Annotated in this window: 21 protein-coding genes; 10 read left to right on the top strand and 11 right to left on the bottom strand. The window is 74.7% G+C overall.

The features are described from left to right. Positions 1 to 16 precede the first annotated feature (16 nt). Positions 17 to 991 carry an aldo/keto reductase gene (locus LN037_RS16020; RefSeq protein ID WP_230754337.1) on the top strand — a complete coding sequence of 325 codons (975 nt, stop codon included), beginning with the start codon at positions 17 to 19 and terminating at the stop codon, positions 989 to 991. A 160-nt stretch (positions 992 to 1,151) separates the two neighbouring features. Here the strand turns inward: LN037_RS16020 and LN037_RS16015 are convergent, their stop codons facing one another. The 7 genes from LN037_RS16015 to LN037_RS15985 form a co-directional block, all read right to left on the bottom strand. Further along, positions 1,152 to 1,463 carry a Dabb family protein gene (locus LN037_RS16015; RefSeq protein WP_230754335.1) on the bottom strand — a complete coding sequence of 104 codons (312 nt, stop codon included), beginning with the start codon at positions 1,461 to 1,463 and terminating at the stop codon, positions 1,152 to 1,154. Next, the gene (locus LN037_RS33670; protein ID WP_230754333.1) at positions 1,460 to 3,199 is read right to left on the bottom strand and encodes an NAD-binding protein; all 1,740 of its coding nucleotides are present in this window, start codon (positions 3,197 to 3,199) and stop codon (positions 1,460 to 1,462) included. Before LN037_RS33670 ends, LN037_RS16015 begins: the two co-directional genes overlap by 4 nt. 11 nt (positions 3,200 to 3,210) lie before the next feature. Further along, positions 3,211 to 4,821 carry an adenylate/guanylate cyclase domain-containing protein gene (locus LN037_RS16005; protein WP_230754331.1) on the bottom strand — a complete coding sequence of 537 codons (1,611 nt, stop codon included), beginning with the start codon at positions 4,819 to 4,821 and terminating at the stop codon, positions 3,211 to 3,213. 65 nt (positions 4,822 to 4,886) lie between these two features. Continuing rightward, complete coding sequence (locus LN037_RS16000) at positions 4,887 to 6,497, bottom strand: adenylate/guanylate cyclase domain-containing protein (protein ID WP_230754329.1); 1,611 nt, start codon at positions 6,495 to 6,497, stop codon at positions 4,887 to 4,889. Then, positions 6,494 to 7,720, bottom strand: coding sequence for a fatty acid desaturase family protein (locus LN037_RS15995; protein ID WP_230754327.1), 1,227 nt, complete (start codon positions 7,718 to 7,720; stop codon positions 6,494 to 6,496). The genes LN037_RS16000 and LN037_RS15995 overlap by 4 nt, the downstream gene beginning before the upstream one ends. A 33-nt stretch (positions 7,721 to 7,753) precedes the next feature. Beyond that, positions 7,754 to 8,866 (bottom strand): ferredoxin reductase, encoded by a 1,113-nt coding sequence (locus tag LN037_RS15990; RefSeq protein ID WP_230754325.1) that lies wholly within the window; start codon positions 8,864 to 8,866, stop codon positions 7,754 to 7,756. Between the two features lie 131 nt (positions 8,867 to 8,997). Further along, on the bottom strand, positions 8,998 to 9,747 hold the full coding sequence (locus LN037_RS15985) for a MerR family transcriptional regulator (protein ID WP_230754323.1): 750 nt from the start codon (positions 9,745 to 9,747) through the stop codon (positions 8,998 to 9,000). Positions 9,748 to 9,865: 118 nt separating this feature from the next. Here LN037_RS15985 and LN037_RS15980 point away from each other — a divergent pair, with 118 nt between their 5' ends. The 3 genes from LN037_RS15980 to LN037_RS15970 are packed head-to-tail and all read left to right on the top strand — an operon-like array spanning position 9,866 to position 11,774. Next, complete coding sequence (locus LN037_RS15980; protein ID WP_230754322.1) at positions 9,866 to 10,936, top strand: M4 family metallopeptidase; 1,071 nt, start codon at positions 9,866 to 9,868, stop codon at positions 10,934 to 10,936. Continuing rightward, positions 10,933 to 11,244: a protealysin inhibitor emfourin gene (locus tag LN037_RS15975; protein ID WP_230754320.1), complete on the top strand. Its 312-nt coding sequence runs from the start codon at positions 10,933 to 10,935 to the stop codon at positions 11,242 to 11,244. Before LN037_RS15980 ends, LN037_RS15975 begins: the two co-directional genes overlap by 4 nt. After that, a complete protein-coding gene (locus tag LN037_RS15970) occupies positions 11,241 to 11,774 on the top strand; it encodes an SMI1/KNR4 family protein (protein WP_230754318.1) in 534 nt (177 codons plus the stop codon). Before LN037_RS15975 ends, LN037_RS15970 begins: the two co-directional genes overlap by 4 nt. 123 nt (positions 11,775 to 11,897) lie before the next feature. Here LN037_RS15970 and LN037_RS15965 read toward each other — a convergent pair whose 3' ends face one another. The 3 genes from LN037_RS15965 to LN037_RS15955 all read right to left on the bottom strand — a co-directional run bounded on the left by LN037_RS15965 (position 11,898) and on the right by LN037_RS15955 (position 13,497). Continuing rightward, the gene (locus LN037_RS15965; protein ID WP_230754316.1) at positions 11,898 to 12,176 is read right to left on the bottom strand and encodes a hypothetical protein; all 279 of its coding nucleotides are present in this window, start codon (positions 12,174 to 12,176) and stop codon (positions 11,898 to 11,900) included. 152 nt (positions 12,177 to 12,328) lie between these two features. Continuing rightward, positions 12,329 to 13,039, bottom strand: coding sequence for a hypothetical protein (locus LN037_RS15960; RefSeq protein WP_230754314.1), 711 nt, complete (start codon positions 13,037 to 13,039; stop codon positions 12,329 to 12,331). Further along, complete coding sequence (locus tag LN037_RS15955) at positions 13,036 to 13,497, bottom strand: GNAT family N-acetyltransferase (protein WP_230754312.1); 462 nt, start codon at positions 13,495 to 13,497, stop codon at positions 13,036 to 13,038. Before LN037_RS15955 ends, LN037_RS15960 begins: the two co-directional genes overlap by 4 nt. A gap of 174 nt (positions 13,498 to 13,671) precedes the next feature. On the opposite strand from LN037_RS15955, the gene LN037_RS15950 reads away from it, so the two are divergent. From LN037_RS15950 to LN037_RS15925, 6 genes are all read left to right on the top strand, one after another. After that, positions 13,672 to 14,109: a hypothetical protein gene (locus LN037_RS15950; RefSeq protein ID WP_230754311.1), complete on the top strand. Its 438-nt coding sequence runs from the start codon at positions 13,672 to 13,674 to the stop codon at positions 14,107 to 14,109. A 112-nt stretch (positions 14,110 to 14,221) separates the two neighbouring features. Then, positions 14,222 to 14,782 (top strand): YceI family protein, encoded by a 561-nt coding sequence (locus LN037_RS15945; RefSeq protein WP_230754309.1) that lies wholly within the window; start codon positions 14,222 to 14,224, stop codon positions 14,780 to 14,782. Positions 14,783 to 14,795: 13 nt separating this feature from the next. Then, positions 14,796 to 15,668 carry a patatin-like phospholipase family protein gene (locus tag LN037_RS15940; protein WP_230754306.1) on the top strand — a complete coding sequence of 291 codons (873 nt, stop codon included), beginning with the start codon at positions 14,796 to 14,798 and terminating at the stop codon, positions 15,666 to 15,668. A gap of 75 nt (positions 15,669 to 15,743) precedes the next feature. Further along, the gene (locus LN037_RS15935; protein ID WP_230754304.1) at positions 15,744 to 16,238 is read left to right on the top strand and encodes an inorganic diphosphatase; all 495 of its coding nucleotides are present in this window, start codon (positions 15,744 to 15,746) and stop codon (positions 16,236 to 16,238) included. Further along, positions 16,235 to 16,927, top strand: coding sequence for a hypothetical protein (locus tag LN037_RS33665; protein ID WP_230754302.1), 693 nt, complete (start codon positions 16,235 to 16,237; stop codon positions 16,925 to 16,927). The genes LN037_RS15935 and LN037_RS33665 overlap by 4 nt, the downstream gene beginning before the upstream one ends. Further along, positions 16,924 to 18,261 carry a carboxylesterase family protein gene (locus tag LN037_RS15925; RefSeq protein ID WP_230754300.1) on the top strand — a complete coding sequence of 446 codons (1,338 nt, stop codon included), beginning with the start codon at positions 16,924 to 16,926 and terminating at the stop codon, positions 18,259 to 18,261. The genes LN037_RS33665 and LN037_RS15925 overlap by 4 nt, the downstream gene beginning before the upstream one ends. Here LN037_RS15925 and LN037_RS15920 read toward each other — a convergent pair. Beyond that, positions 18,228 to 21,755 carry an indolepyruvate ferredoxin oxidoreductase family protein gene (locus LN037_RS15920; RefSeq protein WP_230754298.1) on the bottom strand — a complete coding sequence of 1,176 codons (3,528 nt, stop codon included), beginning with the start codon at positions 21,753 to 21,755 and terminating at the stop codon, positions 18,228 to 18,230. The two genes, LN037_RS15925 and LN037_RS15920, sit on opposite strands and share 34 nt — an antisense overlap. Positions 21,756 to 21,844 lie beyond the last annotated feature (89 nt).

Below are 21,844 nucleotides of genomic sequence, written 5' to 3'. Positions count from 1 at the left end.
CCGGGTAGCCGACCGGATGAAGACGACCAGGCTCGGCAAGACGGAGCTCGAGGTGTCCCGCATCGCGTTCGGGACGTGGCAGGTGTCCGGGGAGTGGGGCTCCTACGACGCGGAGCAGGCGCAGCGCGCGATCCGGCACGCCCTCGACCTCGGCGTCAACTTCTTCGACACGGCGCAGGCCTACGGGTTCGGCGAGGCCGAGGAGGTGCTCGCGAACGCCCTGCGCTCCGAGCTCGACTCGAACCGCGACTCCGTCGTCATCGCGACCAAGGGCGGGATCAACCCGGGCGGCGACCACCCCCGCGACTCCAGCCGCGAGTACCTGTGCTCCGGCGTCGAGTCGAGCCTGAAGGCGATGAAGATCGACCACGTCGACCTCTACCAGATCCACTGGCCCGACGAGCGCACGCCGTTCGAGGACACCGCGGGCTACCTGCAGGAACTCGTCGACGAGGGCAAGATCCGCCACGTCGGCGTCTCGAACTACGACGAGGCGCAGATGGCCGCGTTCGACCGGCGCCGCCCCGTCGAGACGCTGCAGCCGCCGTACCACCTGTTCCGGCGCGGGATCGAGGAGAAGATCCTCCCCTACGTCCGCGCGAACGACATCGGCACGCTCGTCTACTCGCCGCTCGGCTCCGGTCTGCTGACCGGGACGATGGACTCGTCGACCACCTTCGAGGACTCGGACTGGCGCTCGCAGGCGTCGGCGTTCTCGGGCGAGAAGTTCGAGCAGAACCTCGCGGTCGTCGAGCGGCTGCGCTCTTTCGCCTCCGACAAGGGTGTCGAGGTCTCGCAGCTCGCCATCGCCTGGGTGCTGGCCCAGGAGGGCATCGACGTCGCGATCGTCGGCGCCCGCTCCGACCGCAACATCGAGCGCTCGCTCGCGGCGGTCGACGTCGAGCTGTCGGCCGACGACCTCGCCGAGATCGAGAAGATCACCGCCGACGGCGTGCAGGTCTCCGGCGCCTCGCCGGAGGGTGTGGCCTGACGGTCGCACCACCCAGCCACTGTTGAGCGAAGGGCACCTTCGGTCGGTCTATCCGCCCGTGGGCGCCCTGCGCCGGCGCGGCTCGTTCTGAGCGAAGGGCACCTCCGGTCGATCTATGCGACCGAAGGTGCCCTTCGTTCAACAAGGGCGGGCGGGCGCGTCAGAGATGGCCCGGCAGCGCGAACTGGATCCGCCGGATCTCCGTCGAGATCGGCGCGAACAACTCCCGGCGGATGCGGTTGTGCTCGGGGTCGGCGTCGTAGACGCGGTAGGCCTCGTCGTCGGGGAAGTCGACGGTGAGGCAGTAGGACGCGTTCCCGGGCCGCAGCCCGCGGTCCTGGCCCGCGAGCAGGTCGAACGTCAGCCCCTCGACGCGCAGGTCGCGCAGGGCCTGCAGCGCCTCCTCGATCTGCTCGGCGGTCACGCCGTCCTTCGCCACACCCACCACGACGTTGCGGATCACGGTGCTCATCCTGCGACGACCGTCCGCGAGCTGCAGCGTTCGAGCACCGTCCCGAGCCCGCCGCGGGTGGCGACCACGAGCAGCCGGTCGCCGACCTTGAGCGCGCGGCGCGGACGTGGCGGCATCTCCAGGACCGCCTCCGGCCCGGCGCCGCGGAACACGCCGACGACGCGGACCTGGCCGGCCTCGGTGAGCACGGCGACCGGCAGCCCCGTCATCAACGACGCCCGGCCCACCGCCACCTCGGCCATCAGCAGGATGCGGCGGCCGACCGGGATGGTGGCGAGCACCTGCCCGTCGCGCAGGGCCGCCGCGAAGACCGGGGCCGCGACGTAGGAGACGCTGCGCGAGATCGCGTCCATGCTGCGTTCCACGCGGGCGGCGAGGTCGTCGTCGCGCAGGCGCAGCACCACGCGCACGGTGCGCTGCACCGAGCGGGCGGTCAGGGCGGCCTGCAGGTTGGTGGCGTCGTCACTGGTCACGGCGACGATCGCGCGCGCCTCCTCTGCCCCGGCCTCGCGCAGGACCCGCTCGCGGGTGGCGTCGCCGAGCACCACCGGCACCCCCGCGCGGGCGGCCGCGGCGGCGCCGGCGGTGTCCTCCTCGCGCTCCACCCCGACGACGGGTACGCCACGCTCGCGCAGGGTCGTGACGATGCGCAGGCCGACGTTGCCGAGCCCCACGACCACCACGTGGTCGCGCCGGGGCATCCGTCGCACCGGCCCGCCGACGGTCCGGGCGCTCACGGCGCTCTCCACCACCACGGCCGTGACGAGCGGGATGATCGCGATGCCGACGACGGTGACGAAGGCCTGGATGACCCGCACGGGCACGCTCGCCGAGGTGTCGGGCTGCGCCGCGCCCGCCGAGTCCAGGACCGCGAGGTAGATCGCGTCGCCGAGCGAGTAGCCACCCGCCGTCGCGAAGGCGACGGTCCCGGCCACGAACAGCAGGAACAGCGCGAGCGTGGCGCGGGCGAGCCGGCGGGTGAGGGTGCCGCGGACGCGGACCACGACCCGGTCGACGAGGTTGCGGACGCGCTCGGTGCGCGGGCGGTGCAGCTGGTCGGTGACCCGCGCGCGGGACACGGCGAGCGCGAGGACGTAGTCGGCCGGGTCCGCGCCCTCGTCGGGCAGCAGCCGCGGGCCGCCCGTCGCGCCGGTCTGCGAGTTGGCGGCCAGCCCGCAGAGCACCGCCCCGTCGTCGACCTCGCGGCGCCCGGCCACGACGAACGTGCGCCCGGCCAGGCGGACGTGCTGGCGGGTGGTGCGGCCGATCGCCTGCGCCACGAACGAGGGCGCCGCGGTCTCGGAGACCGAGAGCACCGTCGCCGTCGGGAGGATGCCCTCGATGCGGGCGCCGAGGCGGGTGTTGAACAGCCGGACGACGAGCCGGACCGAGGGGTCGATCTCCTGCACGCGCAGCGCGCGGTGGATGTTGGTGACGTCCTCGCGGTCGACCAGGGCGACGGCCGTGGCGCCGTGGACGCCCGCCGCGAGCAGCGTCCGGTCGTCGTCGGCGGGCCCGCTCTCGACCACCCGCACGCCGGGCGCGGCCTCGATCCGGTCGACGTAGCGCCCGCCGCGGTCGGCGACCACGACGACGATCTCGGTGCCGTCACCCCGCTGGCGCCGCAGCGCCTCCACGATCCGGAGGGTGAGCAGGTTCTCCCCGCAGATGACGAAGCGCTCCGTCCGCGTGCCCGGGCGCGTTCGCCCGGACGGTGCCGCCCCCGCCGTCGTCACGAGCGGGGACCTTAACCGCGGGTGACCTCCGACGTGGCCCGAACGGGAGCGGCCGACGACGAGACGTGGCGGTCGCGGGGCACGGCGACCCGCGTGTCGGCGGTGCGGCCGCGCAGCCGCTCCGCCCCGATGACCAGCCAACGCCGGCCCTCGGCGACGTCCGCCCGCTCCAGCGCGGCCCCCGAGGCGGCCACCCCGCGCCACGCGGCGTCGCCGCCCTCGCCCCAGCGACGGCTGCGCTTGGCGAGGTCGCAGAGCCGCGCGGCCTCGTTCACCGGGTCGCCGATCACGGTGTACTCGTAGCGCCGCGCGTCGCCGACGTGACCCGCGACGGCCTCCCCGGCGGACACCCCGATGCCGGCGTACGCCCCGGTGCGCTCGAGCCGGTCGGCGAGCTCGCGGGCGGTCGCGAGGGCCCGGGCGGCCGGGTCGTCGACGTGCTGCGGCGCCCCGAACACGGCGAGCGCGGCGTCGCCCTCGAACTTGTTCACCCACCCGCCGTGCCGCTCGACCGCGTCGACCACCTCGCCGAAGAAGGCGTTCAGCCGCGCGACGACCTCCTGCGGGGGCCGCGCGGCGGCCAGGGCGGTGGAGCCGACGAGGTCGACGAACAGCACCGCGACCTCGCGGACCTCCCCGCCGAGCTCGACGTCCCCGGCCAGCGCGGCCTCGGCCACGTCCTCCCCGACCTGGCGGCCGAACAGCTCGCGGACCCGGTCGCGCTCGCGCAGGCCCGCGACCATCGTGTTGAAGCCCGCCTGCAGCAGCCCGAGCTCGGTCGTGTCGGACACGAGGACGCGGGTCTCCAGGTCGCCGCCCTCCACCCGCTGCAGGGCGCGCCGCACCGCGGTCACCGACGCGACGATCGAGGTGGACGACAGGACCGTGACCAGGAACCCGACCCCGAGCGCGACGAACGCCAGCACCAGGACCACGAGCCCCAGCCGTTCGACGGTGAAGTAGTCGGCGTAGACCAGCGACGTCCCGGCGGTGATGACGACGCCGAGCAGCGGCACCCCGGTGCCCATCACCCACGCCCCGAGCGAGCGCACGGCGACGCCCGGCAGCCCCTTCTCGGTCGGCGGTTCGTGCACGAAGACCCGGGCGACCTCGCGGCGCATCACCAGTTCCGAGAACCGGTAGGCCACGGTGACGGTCGCGATGCCGCCGAGCGCGATCATGCAGGCGACGGCCACGGCCAGCGTGCGCGACCACGTCGCGTCGACCACGGCGAACAGCGCCACCCCGATCACCCACGGCACGGCCTGCACCACGGCGAGGCGCACCGGCGCCCGCAGCACCACGCGCCGCGCCCGCTGCCGGTGGCACGCCAGCTCCGCCGCCGAGGGGTGCGGACCCGGGGGCTCCGGCACCCGCAGCCACGCCCACCCGAAGGCGAACGCCCCGAGCCCGGCCAGCGGGGCGTAGACGCCGAGCAGCACCAGGTTCGCCCGCAGCGCGGTCGTCTCGTCCGCCACCAGCGCCCGGAACGGCAGGACCCAGCCCGCGAGGCCGACCAGGATGGCCGCGCCCACCACGTTCGAGGCGACGATCAGCGCGCCGACCAGCACCTTGGTCGACCACGCGACCTGGTGCGGGGCCTCCCGCGTCTCGTCCGGCACGTCACCGAACGTAGTGACACCACCGGCGTCCGGGTGCTCGATGTGGCCGGATCGACCCGACCGGGTCAGGCCTGCGCGGCCAGGTCCTTCCCGTTCCCGACGCCGGGTGTGGTCGCGTCGGGCTCGCACGGCTCGTGGGCCGCGAGCCGCTCGGCGGGCGCGGAGTACTCGGTCTCCTCGTGCCGGCCGCGGAGCTGCTGCAGGCCCACCACCTGCCAGCGGGCGCGCTCCTCGTCGTTCGCCCGGGCCAGGGCCGCGCCCGACGCGGCGACGCAGCCCGGGACGGTCTTCGCCAGGTCGGTGAGCCGCGCGGCCTCGTTCACCGGGTCACCGATCACGGTGTACTCGTAGCGCCGGGCGTCGCCGATGTTGCCGGCCACGGCGGGCCCCGCGGACACCCCGATGCCCGCCGAGACCGTGTCCAGTGCATCGAGCCGGGCGGCGAGGTCGCGGGCGGCGGCGAGGGCGCAGCCGGCGGGGTCGGGAAGGTCGCCGGGGGTGCCGAACACGGCGAGCGCGGCGTCGCCCTCGAACTTGTTGATCCAGCCGTGGTGGGCCTCGACGGCGTCGACGACCTCGCCGAAGAACGTGTTGAGGAGCTCGACGACCTCCTGCGGGGGACGGTCGAGGGCCATGCGGGTGGAGCCGACGAGGTCGACGAACAGCACGGCGACCTCGCGGACCTCCCCGCCCAGCTCGAGCTCGCCCTCCATGGCGGCGCGCGCGACGTCCTCGCCGACGTGGCGGCCGAACAGGGCGCGGATGCGGTCGCGCTCGCGCAGGCCGCCCGCCATGGTGTTGAACCCGGCCTGGAGCAGCCCCAGCTCGGTGGCGTCGGTGACCGCCACCGTGACGTCGAGGTCCCCGTTCTCGACCCGTCCGAGCGCGCGGCGCACCGCGACCACCGGGCCGGCGATCGACGCGGCGGTGAGCGCGTTCAGGCCGAAGCCCACCACCAGGGCGATCAGGGCGAGGACGAGGACGGCGAGCCCGAGCGACCGCACCGTGTACTGCTCGGGGACCAGCAGGCTCGTGGCCGCCACGAGGGCCACGCCGAGCGCGGGGACGCCCGTGCCGAGCACCCAGCCGCCGACCGAGCGCACGCCCACCCCGGAGAGGCGGTAGCCGCTCGGCGGGTCGTACGCGAGGACGCGGGCGACCTCGCGGCGCAGGGCCAGCTCGGAGAGCCGGTAGGCGACCGCGACGGTGGCGAGCCCGCCGAGTGCGACCACGCAGCCGACCACCAGGGCCAGGCGCAGCGACCACGCCGCGTTCAGGGCCGCGAACACCGCGACCGCCACGGCCCACGGCACGGCCTGCACGACGGCGAGCCGGGTCGGCACCCGCAGCACCACGCGGCGGGTGGCCCGACGGTGGCGGACCCAGCGCGTCGCCGGGGCCGGGTCGGCGGGCGGACGGGGGACCCGGCTCCACGCGATCCCCCAGACCACGCCGACCACCACGGCGACGGCGAGGTAGGCCGCGAACAGCGCGACGTTCGCCGCGACCGCCCCGTCGACGTCGGTGACCAGCGAGCGCGTCGGCAGCACCCAGCCCGCGAGGGTCAGGACCACCGCCGCGCCCACCACGTTCGCGACCACGACGAAGCCACCGAGGACGACCTTGGTGCGTCGTTGCAGGTCGCGGTGCGCCGGGTCGCCCCCGGCGCCGGTCACGCGTCGGCCGGCGAGACCGACGTCGGGTGTCCGGGCGTCGACGACGGGGCCGGCGCGACCGACGCGTTCTCGGCGCCCCCGGGCGAGATCTTGCCGTGCTGGCGCGGGAGGCCGCGGTCGATGCGCTGCTGGTTCGCCTCGCGGATCTTCCGCGCGGGCAGCGAGAGTCGCCAGATCGAACGGGTGGCCTGCCAGAACTGCCGCGGGAACGAGCCGGTGGTGTAGGGCAGCTCGTACTTCTCGCAGAGCGCCTGCACCCGGGTCTGGATCTCCGGGTACCGGTTCGACGGCAGGTCCGGGTAGAGGTGGTGCTCGATCTGGTAGCCCAGCGACCCGGACATGATGTGCATGAGCCGGTTGCCGGTGAAGTTGGCCGAGCCGAGCAGCTGGCGCAGGTACCACTCGCCCTGCGTCTCGTTCTCCAGCTCCTCCTCGGTGAACACCTCGGCGCCGTCGGGGAAGTGCCCGCAGAAGATGATCGCGTAGGACCACACGTTGCGGATGATGTTCGCGGTGAAGTTCGCCGACGCGGTGTGCACCGCGTTCGGCCCGGTCAGCGCCGGGAACAGGACGTAGTCCTTGCCGACCTGGCGGGCCTGCTTGCGCAGGATGTCGAGGAACTTCTGCTTGAACTCCTCGGGGTCCTCGAGCCGGAGCTTCACGAGGCCGTCGATGTCGAGGTCGTGCAGCGAGACGCCGTACTCGAAGAACGTCATGAGCAGCGCGTTCACCACGGGCTGCGTCAGGTAGTACGGGTGCCACGGCTGGTCGGAGCGGACGCGGAGGATCTCGTACCCCACGTCCTTGTCCTTGCCGATCACGTTCGTGTACGTGTGGTGCAGGTAGTTGTGGGAGTGCTTCCACTGGTCGGCGGGGCAGACGTTGTCCCACTCCCACGTCGACGAGTGGATCTCCGGATCGTTCATCCAGTCCCACTCGCCGTGCATGACGTTGTGGCCGATCTCCATGTTCTCGAGGATCTTGGCCACGCCGAGCGTGATCGCGCCGGCCCACCACAGCTCGCGGCGGTGGCTGCCGAACATCATCACGCGGGCGGCCACGTTGAGCCGCCGCTGGATCGTGATCAACCGCCGGATGTACGCGGCGTCCTTGTCGCCCCGCGACTCCTCGATGTCGGCCCGGATCTGGTCGAACTCCCGGCCCAGCGCCTCGACGTCCGCCTCGGTGAGGTGCGCGAACTCCTTGACGTCCCGGATGGCCACGTCGGTTCTCCTTCTCGGTGGGTCGTTCTCGGGTCAGGCGTCGACGACGCAGTCGCCCGCTGCCGCGGTGACACAGGTCTGGATCTTCACGGCGTCCCAGCTCTGGCCGCCGGTGCCGTCGGCGCGGTGCTCCGTGCCGTCGCGCAGGTCCCGCACCACGCCGGAGCGCAGCGGCACCACACAGGTGTGGCAGATGCCCATCCGACAGCCGAACGGGAGCTGCAGCCCGGCCTGCTCGCCGGCCTCCAGCAGCGTCGTCGCGCCGTCGATCTCGATCTCGGCGTCGGAGTTCGAGAACGTGACGGTGCCGCCCTCCGCCTCGCCGCCCGCGAGGTTCGCCGAGAACCGCTCGACGTGGAGGTGGTCGTCCAGCTCGGCCTCGCCCCACACCCGCTCGGCCTCGTCGAGCATCTCGTTCGGCCCGCACACCCAGGCCTCGCGCTCGGCCCAGTCGGCGCACACCTCGTGCAGCGCGTCCAGGTCGAGGTGCCCGTCCTCGCGGGTGTGGCGCCGGACGACGGTGAGGCTGCCGTGCTTCGCCTCCATCTCGTCCAGCTCGTCGGAGAACAGGAAGTGCTCGGGGTCCGGCGCGGAGTGCACGACGACGACGTCGGGCATCGTCGCGCGCCGGTCGAGGGTGCGCAGGAACGCCATGATCGGCGTGATGCCCGACCCCGCGGTCAGGAAGAGGATCTTCTTCGGCGGCGGGTCGGGGAGGACGAAGTCGCCCTGCGGGGGCGCCAGGCGCACGATCGTGCCGGGCGCGACGCCGCGGACGAGGTGCTGGGACAGGAAACCCTCGGGCTGCGCCTTGACGGTCACCGACAGGTGCCCCGCGTCGCGCTTGGGCGGGGAGGTCAGGGAGTAGGACCGCCAGTGGAAGCGGCCGTCGACCTGCACCGCGATGCCGACGTACTGGCCCGCCTGGTGGTCGAACGACCAGCCCCAGCCGGGCTTGATGACGAGGGTGGCGGCGTCGTCGGTCTCCTGCACGACCTTGACGACCTTGCCCCGCAGCTCACGCGCGGACCACAGCGGGTTGAGCAGGGTGAGGTAGTCGTCCGGTAACAGCGGGGTGGTGAACCGGGACGCCGCGGCACGGAGCCGCTGGACCGGTCGGGGGAGCTTCGCCGACGCCTCGTTCACGACCGCCTCCGTATCGCCACTGACCGGTCCCTGCGACGCGTCCCGACGGGTGAGCCGGGGAGCGTGGCGCCGGGATGTCCGCTGTGAGGCAGATCAAAACATCCTCGGGTGTCATATGACATCCCGGGATGTCACATGGGGTCGCCGCCGCCGTCCTCGAGGATCTGCGAGGCCTCGCGGACCAGTTCCCCGACCGCGCGGGGCATCGTCTCGCGGAACGCCGACATGACCGTCCGGGCCGCGATCGGCTGCAGGTCGGTCACCGCGTGCCGGACGTCGTCGAGCCGCTCCGGCGGCAGGCCGGCCGCGACGAACTCCTGCCAGACGGTGCGCCGGAAGAGGTCGACGAAGCCGTCGGCGACCTCGTCGAGGTGGGCGAGCACGGTCTCCCGGGTGCGCAGCAGCGCCTCGACGGGCAGGCCCAGCGCGGCCGCCTCCACCCCGGCGCGCACCATCTCCGGGCTGTGCACGCGGATGCGGTCGTCGGCGAGCTCCTCGACCATCCCGGCCGCCACGAGGGCGGCGAAGGAGGCGGGCTCGTCCCCGAGCCACGAGCCGAACTCCTCGCGGGTGAGCTCCACCGGCGGTTCGGCGCGCCAGGGCGTGAGCATCTCCAGGTACTGCGAGAGCGCCCGCTCGGCGGACTGGTTCGGGGTCGCCTCGACGAGGCGCTCGATCGCGGCGAGCGAGAAGCCCTCGGCCTGGAGGTGCGTGATGAGGTCGAGACGGGCGAGGTGGTCGGCGCCGTAGAAGCCGGTCCGGCCCTGCATCCGGGGCGGTGGGAGCAGGCCGCGGGCGGCGTGCGCGCGGACGTTGCGCACCGTCATCCCGGCGTGCGCCGCCAGACGGTCGATCGTCCAGTCGGCCGGAGGGGCCACCACGTCCTCCCACGCTACGGAACCGGAGCGGGGCGATCGGTTCGTGTTACGCGCGGTACCGCGTAGGGGTCTCCTGATCAGCGGTGCCGGGCCGTCGGTGCGGTGTGCCACATTGCGTGCCATGCACCTGTGCGCGATCGCGCCCCCGTCCCTCCTGCTGCGCCTGGCCGAGTCCGGGTCGGCGGCCGCCCGCGAGGCGGCGCTGGAGACGCAGCGGGTCTCCGAGCGCCTCCGCGGTCGCCGCATCGCGGTCGCGCGGGCGCTGCGCGAGCAGGGCGCGGCGGTGCCGCCGGACCGGCCGGGCGTCACCGCGAACACGGTCTTCGACGTCGAGGGCGGCGAGGAGTCCGCGCTGCCCGGCCGCCGGCTCCGCACGGACGGCGACCCGCCCTCGTCGGACACCGCGGTGAACGAGGCCTACGACAACGCCGCGACCACGGTCGCCTTCTACCGCGACGTGTTCGCCCGCGAGTCGATCGACGGGCGCGGGCTGGATCTGGTGTCGTCGGTGCACTTCGGACAGCGCTACGACAACGCGTTCTGGACCGGCGAGCAGATGGTCTACGGCGACGGCGGGGGCGGCACGTTCGTCGCCGGCGCCCTCACCCGCTCGCTCGACGTCATCGCCCACGAGCTGACCCACGGGGTCACCCAGTACACCGCGAACCTGGTCTACGAGGCCCAGAGCGGCGCGCTCAACGAGTCCTTCTCCGACGTCTTCGGCATCCTCGTCAAGCAGCGGGCCGGAGGCATCGACGCGGCGACCTCGGACTGGCTGATCGGCGCGGGCGCGCTCGAGCCCTCGCTCGGGACCGCGCTGCGCAGCATGCTCGCGCCGGGCACCGCGTACACCGGGGACGACCAGCCGGCCGACATGGACTCCTACCGCGACCTCCCGGTCGACGACGACCCGCGCAACGACTCCGGCGGCGTCCACATCAACTCCGGCATCCCCAACCGCGCGTTCGCCGAGGCGGCGCGCACCCTCGGCGGGAACGCGTGGGAGACGGTCGGGCCGGTCTGGTACACGGTGCTCACCGAGCGGCTGCGGGCGAACGCGCAGTTCGCGGACGCCGCCGCGGCCACCGTCGCGGTCGCCGCGGAGCGCTACGGCGACGGCTCGCGCGAGCACGACGCGGTGCGCGGCGGGTGGGACGCGGTGAAGGTCGTGCCCACCCCGGACCCGCGATGAGGGTGACCGTGGTGCGGGCGGGCGGGATCGCCGGGATGGTCGTGACGACGACCCTCGACGCCGCCGACCTCGACGACGCCCGCACCGAGGCGCTGCGCACGCTCGTCGCGGGCTGCTCGTTCCGCGAGCGGTCCGGCCCCGTCGCCCCGGCGCTGCGTGACGGCTTCTCCTACGAGGTCACCGTGGACGACGACGACGGGGCCCGCCAGGGCGTGCGGTTCGCGCAGGGCACTGCCCCGGAGGGCATGGACGCGCTGCTGCGCTTCGTCGACGACGAGCCCGCGGGCCGGCGGGAGACCCGCCGGTGACCGACGGCCGGCAGCCGCTCTCCGACCGGCCCCGCGGCACCGCCCGCGGCGGCGTCCCCGACGACGAGGTCCGCGCGGCCTGGTCCCGCTGGCTCGGCACGCTGCGGACCCGCGGCCGGGACCCGTCACCGGTCCTGCGCCCCGGCGCCGCGCCGAGCGCGATCGCGGCCGCGGAGCAGGCCGTGGGGTTCGCCCTGCCCGACCCGGTCCGCGCGGTGTACGCGCTCACCGACGGCCAGGCCGACCCGGCGCAGGTGGGTGGGCCGACCCTGTTCCCCGCCCGGGTGTTCTGCCCGCTCCGGCGGGCGGGCGAACTCGCGGGCGAGCGGGAAATGGTCGGGCGCTGGCCGCTCGGCGAGGGCGACGACGGGCTCCTGCTCGTCGGTGCGGACGGTCGGGTGCTCGGGGCGGACGACCGCGAGATCGCGGCCGACCTCGTCGACTACCTGGGCCTGCTCTCGGTCGCGGACCTGCAGGACGTGGGGTCCGCAGCCGGCACCACGGGCTGGGACGTGCCCGACCTGCGGTGACGTCCCTGCGCCGGCACACCTTGTCGCGGGGAACCCACAGTGCACCCCCACCTTGTCGTTGCGATTCACCACGACAAGGCGGGACGAGGAGGCCGGGAACGCGCGACAAGGCGCCGGACCGGGTCAGCGCTTCGTGGTGACCCCGTGGTGGGCGGGCGCCACGTGCGCCGGCGCCGCGTGACCCTGCACCGCGTGGTGCCCGGCGGTGTGGTGCTTAATGGCGTGCGCCTTCGTGGCGTGGACCCTCGTGCCGTGCGCGTGGGCGGTCGGCGCGGTGGTGGTGCCGGTCCCGCCGTGCGGCGCGGGCGCCACCGGGGCGGCGTTCGCGACCCCGACGGCCCCGACGGAGGCGGCGGCCACGAGGCCGGCCGCGACGGTGATCCTGCGGAACGTGCTCGCCATGACGAGCTCCTCTCCCCGACGCCGGACGGCCAGCCCGTCCGGACGAGCGCGGAACGTAGCCCCGTAATCACTCTCCGAAATCGCCCACCCGAAGCCTCCGCCGCACCTCCAGCCCGGGTCAACCGCAGGTCAGGGGCACGTGAGCGGTCGGCTCACCACCCGTCGCCGAAGCCGCCGAAGCCGTCGAACCCGTCGTCGAGATCACCGCCCCAGCCGGCGGCGTCGAACCCCGGACCACCCCACCCGACGTCGGGACCGCCGCCGAAGCCCGAGAACAACGCGTCGGCGAGCAGCACCCCGCCCACCGCGCCGACGCCGCCCAGCAGCATCGGCTTCCACCACGGCTCGGAGTACCAGCCCGCGGCCACCGGGCGCCCGGCGACGGTGCCGCCCGGGTAGTAGTGCGCGGTGCGGGCGGACGGGTCGGGCGAGCCGAGCACGGTCCGGCCGCCGACGTCGACGGCGCGTTCCCCGGTCAGCGTGCCGGCGCGGGCACGGTCGGCCCCCGTCGGCAGGTCGGGGCCGGGGTCGAGGCCCACCGCGATGCGGGCCGCGCGGACGAAGTGCAGCCCCTCGAGGGCGGTGTCGGTGACGAGCCGCCACTGCGCGGGCGTCGAGGCGGAGGCGAGCTGGGAGCCCGCGGCCGTGTAGCGCTCCGCGGCGTCGGCGAGGGCCTGTCGCGACGGCTCGTCGGTGCCGGTGAGGGCGAGGACCTGGCCGCCCAGCCGGTCGTACCAGCGGCGGGCCTCCGCCTCGGCGTCCGCGAGGTCGGCCGGACCCGCGGCGGTGGGTCGCCCGGGGCGGCGGCCGAGGGCGAGGGCGAGCAGTCCGACGACGACGAGGAGGACGAGCAGGACGGTCACGTCCCCGACGGTCCGCCCGGCGGCTGTGCGTCGGCTGTGGCGGCCCTGAGCATCGGGACGTGGGGGATGCCGTCCTCGTCGTAGCCCGGACCGGAGACGACGAAGCCGAACCGCTCGTAGAACCCCTGCGAGCGGACCTGCGCCCCGAGCACGACGGGCCCCGGGAGGGTCGCCAGGGCCGCGGCGAACAGCGCTGCGCCCGCGCCGGTCCCGCGGGCGGCCGGAGCGGAGACCACCCGTCCGATCCGGGTGGTCCCGTCCGCCTCGGCCAGGACCCGCAGGCAGGCGGTGAGCGCGCCGTCCGCGCCGCGCGACCACCAGTGCTCCGCCTCGGGGTCCCGGCCGTCGATCTCCAGGAAGGCGCAGTCCTGCTCCACGACGAACACGGCGACCCGCAGGGCGAGCACGTCGTGGAGGTCCCGCGGGGTCATGTCGTCGAGGAGAGCGTGGTGGATCACGACGTCGAGAGTGGCACCGAGGGGTGTCGGCGGTGTAGGAACTGCGTGTGGGCACCGAGGATCTGGAGCGGTTCTGGCCGAGCCGCCGCCTCGACGCCTTCGACGAGTTCTGTCGCCCGAGCGTCTGACCTGCGCGTCCGCTCCGCGACCCTCGTTCGAAGGACCTCATCCGCCATGTCCACCGTCAGCGTCTCCACCCCCGCCACCGTCGCCCTCGACCCGGTCCACCACGGGCTCGTCGATCCCGCGGGCGGCAGCCGCGATCTCGACGCCATGCTCGACGAGGCCCGCGAGGCCGAGCGGGCCGGCGCCGCCGCCGTGCTCGTGCCGGCCGCGGGGGCCGGCGCCCCGGCGCCGCGTCACTGGCCGGCGACCGCCCAGGCCCTCGCCGTCCTGCTCGCCACCACCCGCGTGCAGGTGATCGTGCCGATCCGTGCGCGCGCCTGGGACGTCGAGGCGGTCGCCCGCTTCGCCACCAGCGCGAGCGGGCTCGCGGGCGACCGGCTCGTGGTGCGCGTGCTCGGCGCGGGTGCCCCCGCGTTCGCCGCCCGTCTGCGGACGCGCTGGTCGGGCGCCGTCGAGGTCGGCGCGCCCGAGACCGCCGCCGCCTGATCCCTCCCGGTGTGGGCACGAGGCCCACACCACACCCCTGACACTTGAAGCTTGAAGCTCGAGTGCTAGGCTCACCCCTATCAGTTGATGCTTCAAGCGTCTGGAGAACACCATGACCGAGACCGCCGCCCCGCAGCTGACCCTGGCCGGCTCCTACCAGATCGACCCGGCCCACAGCCGGATCGGCTTCACCGCCCGCCACGCGATGGTCACGAAGGTGCGGGGCTCGTTCGGCGAGTTCCGGGGCACCGCCGTCATCGACGAGGCGAACCCGGCCGCGTCGTCCACCGAGATCGTCATCGCCGCCGCCAGCTTCGACTCCAGCCAGGAGCAGCGCGACGGCCACGTCAAGAGCGGCGACTTCCTCAACGTGGAGGTCTACCCGGAGATCACCTTCCGCTCGACCGCGGTCGAGAAGGTCTCCGACGACGTCTGGCGCATCACCGGTGACCTCACGATCCGCGACGTCACCAACTCGATCACCGTCGACTTCGAGCAGAACGGCGTGGCGAAGGACCCGTTCGGCAACGAGCGCGCCGGCTTCGAGGGCTCGACCACGATCAACCGCAAGGACTACGGCATCACCTTCAACGCCGCGCTGGAGACCGGCGGCGTGCTGGTGAGCGACAAGGTCGGCCTCGAGTTCGACATCTCGGCCATCAAGCAGGCCTGATGGACAGCGCCCCATGAGCACGGCAGCGCAGCCCGGTCGGACGGCCCTGGTCCTCGGCGGCGGTGGAGTCACCGGCATCGCCTGGGAGATCGGCGTCCTGGCCGGGCTGCGGGCCGTCGGGGGGCCGCTCGCCGCGGCGCTCGACGCCCCGGCGCTCGTCGTCGGGACCTCCGCGGGGTCGGTCGTCGGCACGCTCGTGGCCGCGGCCGCCGACCGCGGTCCCGACTGGGACCTCGCGGACGCCCTCGCCGCCCAGCGCGCGCCCTCGACGACGGAACTGCCGCGCGCCGTCGACCTCGACGCGCTGTTCGAGCGCATGACCGCCACCACGACGACGGACCCGCGCGCGGCACGGCGGGAGGTCGGCGAGCTCGCCCTCGGCGTCGACCGTGCGGTGTCGGCCGACCGCCGGGCGGCCGTGGCCGCGCGGCTCCCCGTGCACGCGTGGCCCACCACGCCGCTGCGCGTCACCGCGGTCGACGCGCACTCGGGCGAGGTCGTCGTCCACGACGCCGCCGCCGGGGTGGAGCTGGACGACGCCGTGGCGGCGAGCTGCGCGGTGCCCGGCGTGTGGCCGGTGGTCCGGATCGGCGACCGTGACCTCATGGACGGCGGCGTCGCGTCGCTCTGCCACGCCGACCTGGCGGCCGGGTACGACCACGTCGTCGTGCTCGTCCCGTTCCCCGCGGCCGGCGGCACGGGCCTGCGGTCCCTCGACGACGAGCTCGCGGACCTGCGGACGACCGGCGCCGGGATCACCGTCGTCGGGCCCGACCCGGACTACCTCGCCGGCCCCGGTCGGGCCGCGCTCGACCCCGCCGGTCGGTCGGCGGCGGCCGATCTGGGGTACCGGTTGGGCCGGACGATCGGCCAGGCCCCGACCTGATCCGCCCGGGGTGGCCGGGCGGGATCACACCCGCCACACTGGCTCCCCACCGTCGGTGACCGAGAGGGGCAGGTCGTGGATTTCGACGTCTTCGTCGAGGTGCCTCGGGGCAGCCGCAACAAGTACGAGCTGGACCACGAGTCCGGCAAGCTCCGGCTGGACCGGACGCTGTTCACCGCCACGCAGTACCCGGCGGACTACGGCTTCATCGAGAACACCCTCGGGCAGGACGGCGATCCGCTCGACGCCCTCGTGCTGGTGCAGGAGCCGACCTTCCCGGGCTGTCTGGTCCGCAGCCGCGCCATCGGCATGTTCCGCATGACCGACGAGGCCGGCGGCGACGACAAGGTCCTCTGCGTGCCGGTGGACGACCCGCGCCTGGAGCACCTGCGCGACATCCACCACCTCGACCAGTACCACCGCATGGAGATCCAGCACTTCTTCGAGGTCTACAAGGCGCTGGAGCCCGACAAGGCGGTCGAGGGCCACGAGTGGGTGGGCCGCGCGGCCGCCGAGAAGGAGGTCCAGGCCTCCGTCGACCGGGCGGCCCGGGAGGGCTTCACCACGTGACGAGCGACGGGGGCCTGTTCGGAACCCCGCGCCAGGACGGCCCCCGACCGAAGCTCGTCGTCATCGGGATCGTCTGGGCCGGCTTCGGTGTCGTCGCCCTGATCACCGCCGTGCTGATGAGCTCCGTGGGGTTCGCGGTGTTCGGGGTGCTCTGCGTGCTCGCCGGCGGCGGGCTGTACGCCGGGCAACGGGCCCGGGAGCGCCTCGAGGAGGACGAACGGTCTTGGCGCTCCGACCCCGGCGGGTACGTCGACGACGGGCCGGAGCCCGAGCCCGACCTCGGTCCCGCGACCGACGACGGCGCCCCGTACGACCCCGACCGGCACGCCACCCGCGTCATGTCCTCGGGCGACCACGACGACATCGTCGACGCCGAGTTCTACGAGGCGGACTGGGAGCCGTCACCCTCCGAGCAGGACGACGGCACCGGGTACGACGACGACGAGACCGCCTACCGCCGCCGTCGCGAGGAGGAGTGGGCCCGGGAGGAACGCGCCCGCGAGGACGAGCCCCGGGTGATCGAGGCCGACGACGACGAGACCGACGACCGGGCCGACGACGAGCCCGCCGGGGCACGTCGGGACGACGCGGACCACGGCGACCGGGACGACGACGGGACCCACGGGGACCGCACCGGCGGCACCGACGGTGGACCCGCCCGCGGGGACACCCGGGACGCGTCGCGGTGACGGTCACGACCGACGCGGACGCACCCGTCGTCGACACCCCCTCCGGCACGGTCCGGGGCCGGCTCCACCGCGACGGCGGGGTGGTCGAGTTCCTCGGCCTGCGCTTCGCCCGGGCGGAGCGCTTCGGCGCGCCCACGCCGGAGCCCGCCTGGACCGGCACCCGCGACGCCCGCACCCCCGGCCCGCAGTGTCCGCAGCTCGCGTCGCGGATGGACGCGATCGCCGGGCCGTCGAACGCCGACGACCTCGGCCAGGACGAGGACTGCCTGCGCCTGACGGTCCGCGCCCCGGACGACCTCGCGCCCGGCGAGCGGCTGCCGGTGCTCGTGTGGATCCACGGCGGCGCGTACGTGATCGGCGGCGTCGACCTGGCCTGGTACGACACGTCCCGGCTCGTCCGCGAGGGCCGTGTCGTGACCGTGAGCCTCGGCTACCGGCTCGGGATCCTCGGCTGGCTGCGCATGCCCGGGGTCTCACCCGGCAACCTCGGCCTCGCCGACCTCGCGGCCGCGCTGCGCTGGATCCGCACCCACGTGGGGGCGTTCGGCGGGAACCCGGGGGCGGTCACCCTCGTCGGAGAGTCGGCGGGCGCCCACGCGATCACCTGCCTCATGGGCGCACCCGCGCTGCGCGGCCTGTTCCAGCGGGTCGTCCTCCAGTCCGGCCAGCTCGGACTCGGGCTCGGCACCGACCGCACCGCGGCCCGGGTGGCGGGGTACGTGCGCGACGCCCTGGCGGGCGCCGACCCGCGGACCGTGCCGATCGACGACCTGCTCGAGGCGCAGCGCCGTGCCATGGTCCGGCACGCCGGCCCCGGCGGGATCAACTCGGCGCCCGCGTTCACACCCGTCGCCGGCATCGAGCCGCTGGTCGGGGTGGCCGCCGCCGACCCGTGGGTGGCCGCCGCACACTCCGGCCACCCGATGATCATCGGGACGACGGCGGACGAGGCGAACACCTTCGTCCACATCGCCCCGGGGCTCCGGCGGCTCCGGCGGCGGTTCCCGACCCTGGTCGACGTCGGGTCGCGCCTCGCCACGCAGCGGGTGTTCACCGCGCCGGCGCAGCGCCTGGCCACCCGCGCCGCGGCCGCCGGCACCACGGTGAGCACCTACCGCTTCACGTGGTCGGCGCCCGGGTCCGGTCTCGGGGCCTGCCACGCCATCGAGCTGCCGTTCCTCTTCGGCGGCCGCGAGGCCTGGCAGGACGCCCCGATGCTGGCCGGGGCGTCCTGGGACGACGACGTCGAGCCGCTCGGCCGGTCCCTGCGCCGCTGGTGGCTCGACTTCGCCGCCGGGGCTCAGAGCCCCTCGTCGGCGAGGGCCTCCCGGTAGCGCGCGACGTTGGCGAGCTTGATGTCCTCGTAGCCGCGGACCATGTCCGGCAGGGCCGCGACCCGCGCCGCCCGGTCGACCTCCCCGGCGGCCGCGAGCTCCGCCAACCGCGGGACCAGCGCCCGGTACTCGCCCACCAGCTCACGCTCGACCCGCCGGACCTCGGCGCGCCCGAACGGGTCGAGCGGGGTCCCCCGCAGCCGACGCAGCGCGCGCAGCGAGACGTACCCCGGCCGGAACCACGGCCCGAGCGTCAGCTTCCGGCGCAGCCCCATCGCCCGCAGCGACGGCGGGTGCAGCTTCCACGAGATCCGCGCGTCGGCCCCGAACTCCGCCCGTACCGACGCCCCGAAGGCCGGGTCGAGCGAGAGCCGGGCGACCTCGTACTCGTCCTTGTAGGCCATCAGCTTGTGCAGCCCGACCGCCACCGCCTCGGCCAGCCGGGCGGGCCCGTCGACCAGCCCGCGCACCACGTCGGCGTACGACCGCGCGTACGCGGCGTCCTGGTAGGCGACGAGCTCCGGCACCCGGACCGACACCAGCCGCTCCAGCTCCGACCCGGTCGGCGCCCCGATCGCGGCGACGATCTCCGCCGCCGCGGCCGCACCCGCCGTCGTCAGGCCGGGGACACCGTCCGACGCCGGACGGGTCGCCGCCTCGACGACCGCGGCGAACGCGGTCGGGTCCGCGACCGACTGGCGGCCCCGCCGGAACGCCTGCACGTTCTTCTCGACGGCCGCACCGTTGAGCTCGAACGCCGCCTCCACCGCGGCGGCCGGCAGCGGGAGCGCCCCGAGCTGGTGGGCCGCCCCGAGCAGGATCGTCAGGGCGAACTGGTCGTCGCCGAAGAGGGCCTCGGCGAGCGCCCGGGCGTCGAGCACCGCGCCGACGTCGGTCCGCACGGCCCCGCGGATGCGACCCAGCACCGCGTCCACGGGCGGGTAGGTCACCGTCGGGTCGACCACCTGGTCGCCGGTCGGGATCTTCGCGCTCGACACGACGCCGACCGTGCGCGACGACGAGGCCGCCCTCAGGTACGCCGGGTCGGCCGCGACGAGCAGGTCGGCGCCCAGGTAGAGGTCGCACTCCCCCTCGGCTGCGCGGCCGGCGAGCTCGCCGTCGCCGATCTTGACGTCGGAGACGACCGCGCCGCCCTTCTGCGCGAGCCCGGTCTGGTCGAGCCCGCGGGTCGGTCGGCCGGCGATCCGGGCGGCGGCGGCCAGCACCTGGGCGATCGTGGTGACGCCCGTGCCGCCGATGCCCGCCAGCCGGACCACGGCGTCGTCGGGAACGGACCGCCGCGGCGCCGGCAGCACGTCCGCGCCCAGCGGCTCGACGGCCGCGGCCACGCGGTCCCCGCCCGGCTCGACGACGGTGAACGCCGGGCAGTCGCCGTCGAGGCAGGAGTAGTCCTTGTTGCAGGACGCCTGGTGGATGCGGGTCTTGCGGCCGAACTCGGTGTCCACCGGCGTCACCGACAGGCAGTTCGAGGTCTGCCCGCAGTCGCCGCAGCCCTCGCACACCCGCTCGTTGATGACCACGCGCGTGGTCGGGTCGGCCAGCTTCCCGCGCTTGCGCTTGCGCCGCTTCTGCGCCGCGCACTCCTGGTCGTGGATCAGGACGGTGACCCCGGGAGTGGCCGCGAGCAGCTCCTGCGCTTCGTCGATGCGCGAGCGGTCCCAGACCGGCACGCCCTTCGCGAGCCTCACGCGCCGGTAGCGAGCCGTGTCCTCGGTCGTCACGATCACCCGGGCGACGCCCTCGTCGAGCAGCACCCGCACCAGCTGCGGCATCGACAGCTCGCCGACCGCGTCCTGCCCGCCGGTCATCGCCGCCGCGCCGTTGCGCAGCAGGCGGAACGTCACGTGCGCTCCCGCGGCGACGGCCGCGCGGACCATGAGGCTGCCGGAGTGGTGGAAGGTGCCGTCGCCCATGTTCTGCACCCAGTGCGCGGCCTTCGCCGGATCGGCGAACGGCTCGGTGCCGAGCCAGTGCGCGCCCTCGCCGCCCATCTGCGTGATGCCCGTGACCTCGCCGACCTGGGCCTCCGGCATGAGCATGACCATCGTGTGGCAGCCGATGCCGGCGCCGACGAGCGAGCCCTCGGGCGCGGTCGTCGTCGAGGTGTTGTGCGGGCAGCCGGAGCAGAAGTACGGGTTGCGCGTCGCGCCCGCGAGCGGGAGGTCGATACGGGTGCGCCGCTCCCGACGACTGGTCTCCCACGCCTCGACGCCCGGGATGCCGGTCAGACGCGACGCCAGCCCGAGGGCCACCGCGTCCGGGTCGAGGTCGCCGTGCTCGGCGAACAGCGGACGACCGTCCGGCCCGCGCTTGCCGTGCACCGCCGGCGCCCCGGTCCGCCCGTAGAGCCGGTCCTTGATCTGGGTCTCCAGGAACGCCCGCTTCTCCTCGACGACGACGATCTCGTCCAGGCCGTCGGCGAAGCGGTCGACGACGCCGTCCTCCAGCGGCCAGGGCATGCCGACGCGCAGCAGGCGCACCCCGCGGCGGGCGAGCTCGCGGTCGTCCAGCCCCAGGGTCGTGAGGGCCTGACGGAGGTCGAGCCAGGACTTGCCGGCCGCGACGATCCCGATCCTCGCCGGGCCGGACCCGACGATCGTGTTCAGCCCGTTCGCGGCCGCGTACCGGCGGGCGACGACGAGCCGCTTCGCGTGCAGGTCGCGCTCGAGCGGGGCGAGGCGGGGACCGAGGAGCTTCGCGTGCGGCTCGTGCCGGAACGGCCGGCCGTCGAACGTGACGTCGGGGAGGACCGGGAGGACGCGGTCCGGCGCGACGACGGCGGTGCCGGACCCGTCGGCGACGGCGGTGACCATCTTGAACCCGACCCAGAGCCCGGAGACGCGGGAGAGCTCCACCGCGTGCCGGCCGAGGTCGAGGACGTCCTGCACGTCGGCCGGGTAGAGGACCGGCAGCGCCATGTCGGCGAGGGCGGCCTCGGAGGCGCAGGGGACCGACGAGGACTTCGCGGCCGGGTCGTCACCGACGATCGCCAGGGCACCGCCGTACCGCGAGGTCCCGGAGAGATTGGCGTGCCGCAGCGCGTCGGTGGCGCGGTCGAGGCCGGGCGCCTTGCCGTACCAGTAGCCGGTGATGCCGTCCGCGACGTCCTCGCGCAGCGCGCCGGTCGACGGCGCGAGCTGGCCGCCCTGCACGGCGGTCAGCGCGATCTCCTCGTTCAGCCCGGGCGCGAACACGACACCGTGGGCGTCGAGCAGCTCACGCTGCCGGGCGAGCTCGAGGTCGTAGCCCGCGAGCGGCGAGCCCTCGTACCCCGAGACGTAGCCCCCGGTGTGCAGGCCGGCCGCGGCGTCGGCCCGGCGCTGGTCCATCGGCAGGCGTACGAGGGCCTGGACCCCGGTCAGCTGCACGGTGCCGTCGGTCTCGGTGTACCGGTCGCGCAGGGTGAACGGACGGGCGGCGGGGGCCTGCGGCGCCACGCGGGGTGCGGGGCGGGCGGGAAGGTCGAGGGTCATGGTGGCGACCTCCGATCGGGGCGGGACGGGACCCGCCGTCGGGATCGCCGGCGCCGGTCCGCCCGGGTGTTCGTGCTCGGATGGTCCGA

This window comes from Actinomycetospora soli (assembly GCF_021026295.1).
Lineage (GTDB): Bacteria > Actinomycetota > Actinomycetes > Mycobacteriales > Pseudonocardiaceae > Actinomycetospora > Actinomycetospora soli.
This window is presented reverse-complemented; position numbering and strand designations above follow the sequence as displayed.

Coding starts and splice junctions, on each gene's coding strand:
- LN037_RS16020 (WP_230754337.1), top strand. CDS start 17: ATGAAGACGACCAGGCTCGGCAAGACGGAGCTCGAGGTGTCCCGCATC.
- LN037_RS16015 (WP_230754335.1), bottom strand. CDS start 1,463: ATGAGCACCGTGATCCGCAACGTCGTGGTGGGTGTGGCGAAGGACGGC.
- LN037_RS15980 (WP_230754322.1), top strand. CDS start 9,866: ATGCACCTGTGCGCGATCGCGCCCCCGTCCCTCCTGCTGCGCCTGGCC.
- LN037_RS15975 (WP_230754320.1), top strand. CDS start 10,933: ATGAGGGTGACCGTGGTGCGGGCGGGCGGGATCGCCGGGATGGTCGTG.
- LN037_RS15965 (WP_230754316.1), bottom strand. CDS start 12,176: ATGGCGAGCACGTTCCGCAGGATCACCGTCGCGGCCGGCCTCGTGGCC.
- LN037_RS15950 (WP_230754311.1), top strand. CDS start 13,672: ATGTCCACCGTCAGCGTCTCCACCCCCGCCACCGTCGCCCTCGACCCG.
- LN037_RS15945 (WP_230754309.1), top strand. CDS start 14,222: ATGACCGAGACCGCCGCCCCGCAGCTGACCCTGGCCGGCTCCTACCAG.
- LN037_RS15940 (WP_230754306.1), top strand. CDS start 14,796: ATGAGCACGGCAGCGCAGCCCGGTCGGACGGCCCTGGTCCTCGGCGGC.
- LN037_RS15920 (WP_230754298.1), bottom strand. CDS start 21,755: ATGACCCTCGACCTTCCCGCCCGCCCCGCACCCCGCGTGGCGCCGCAG.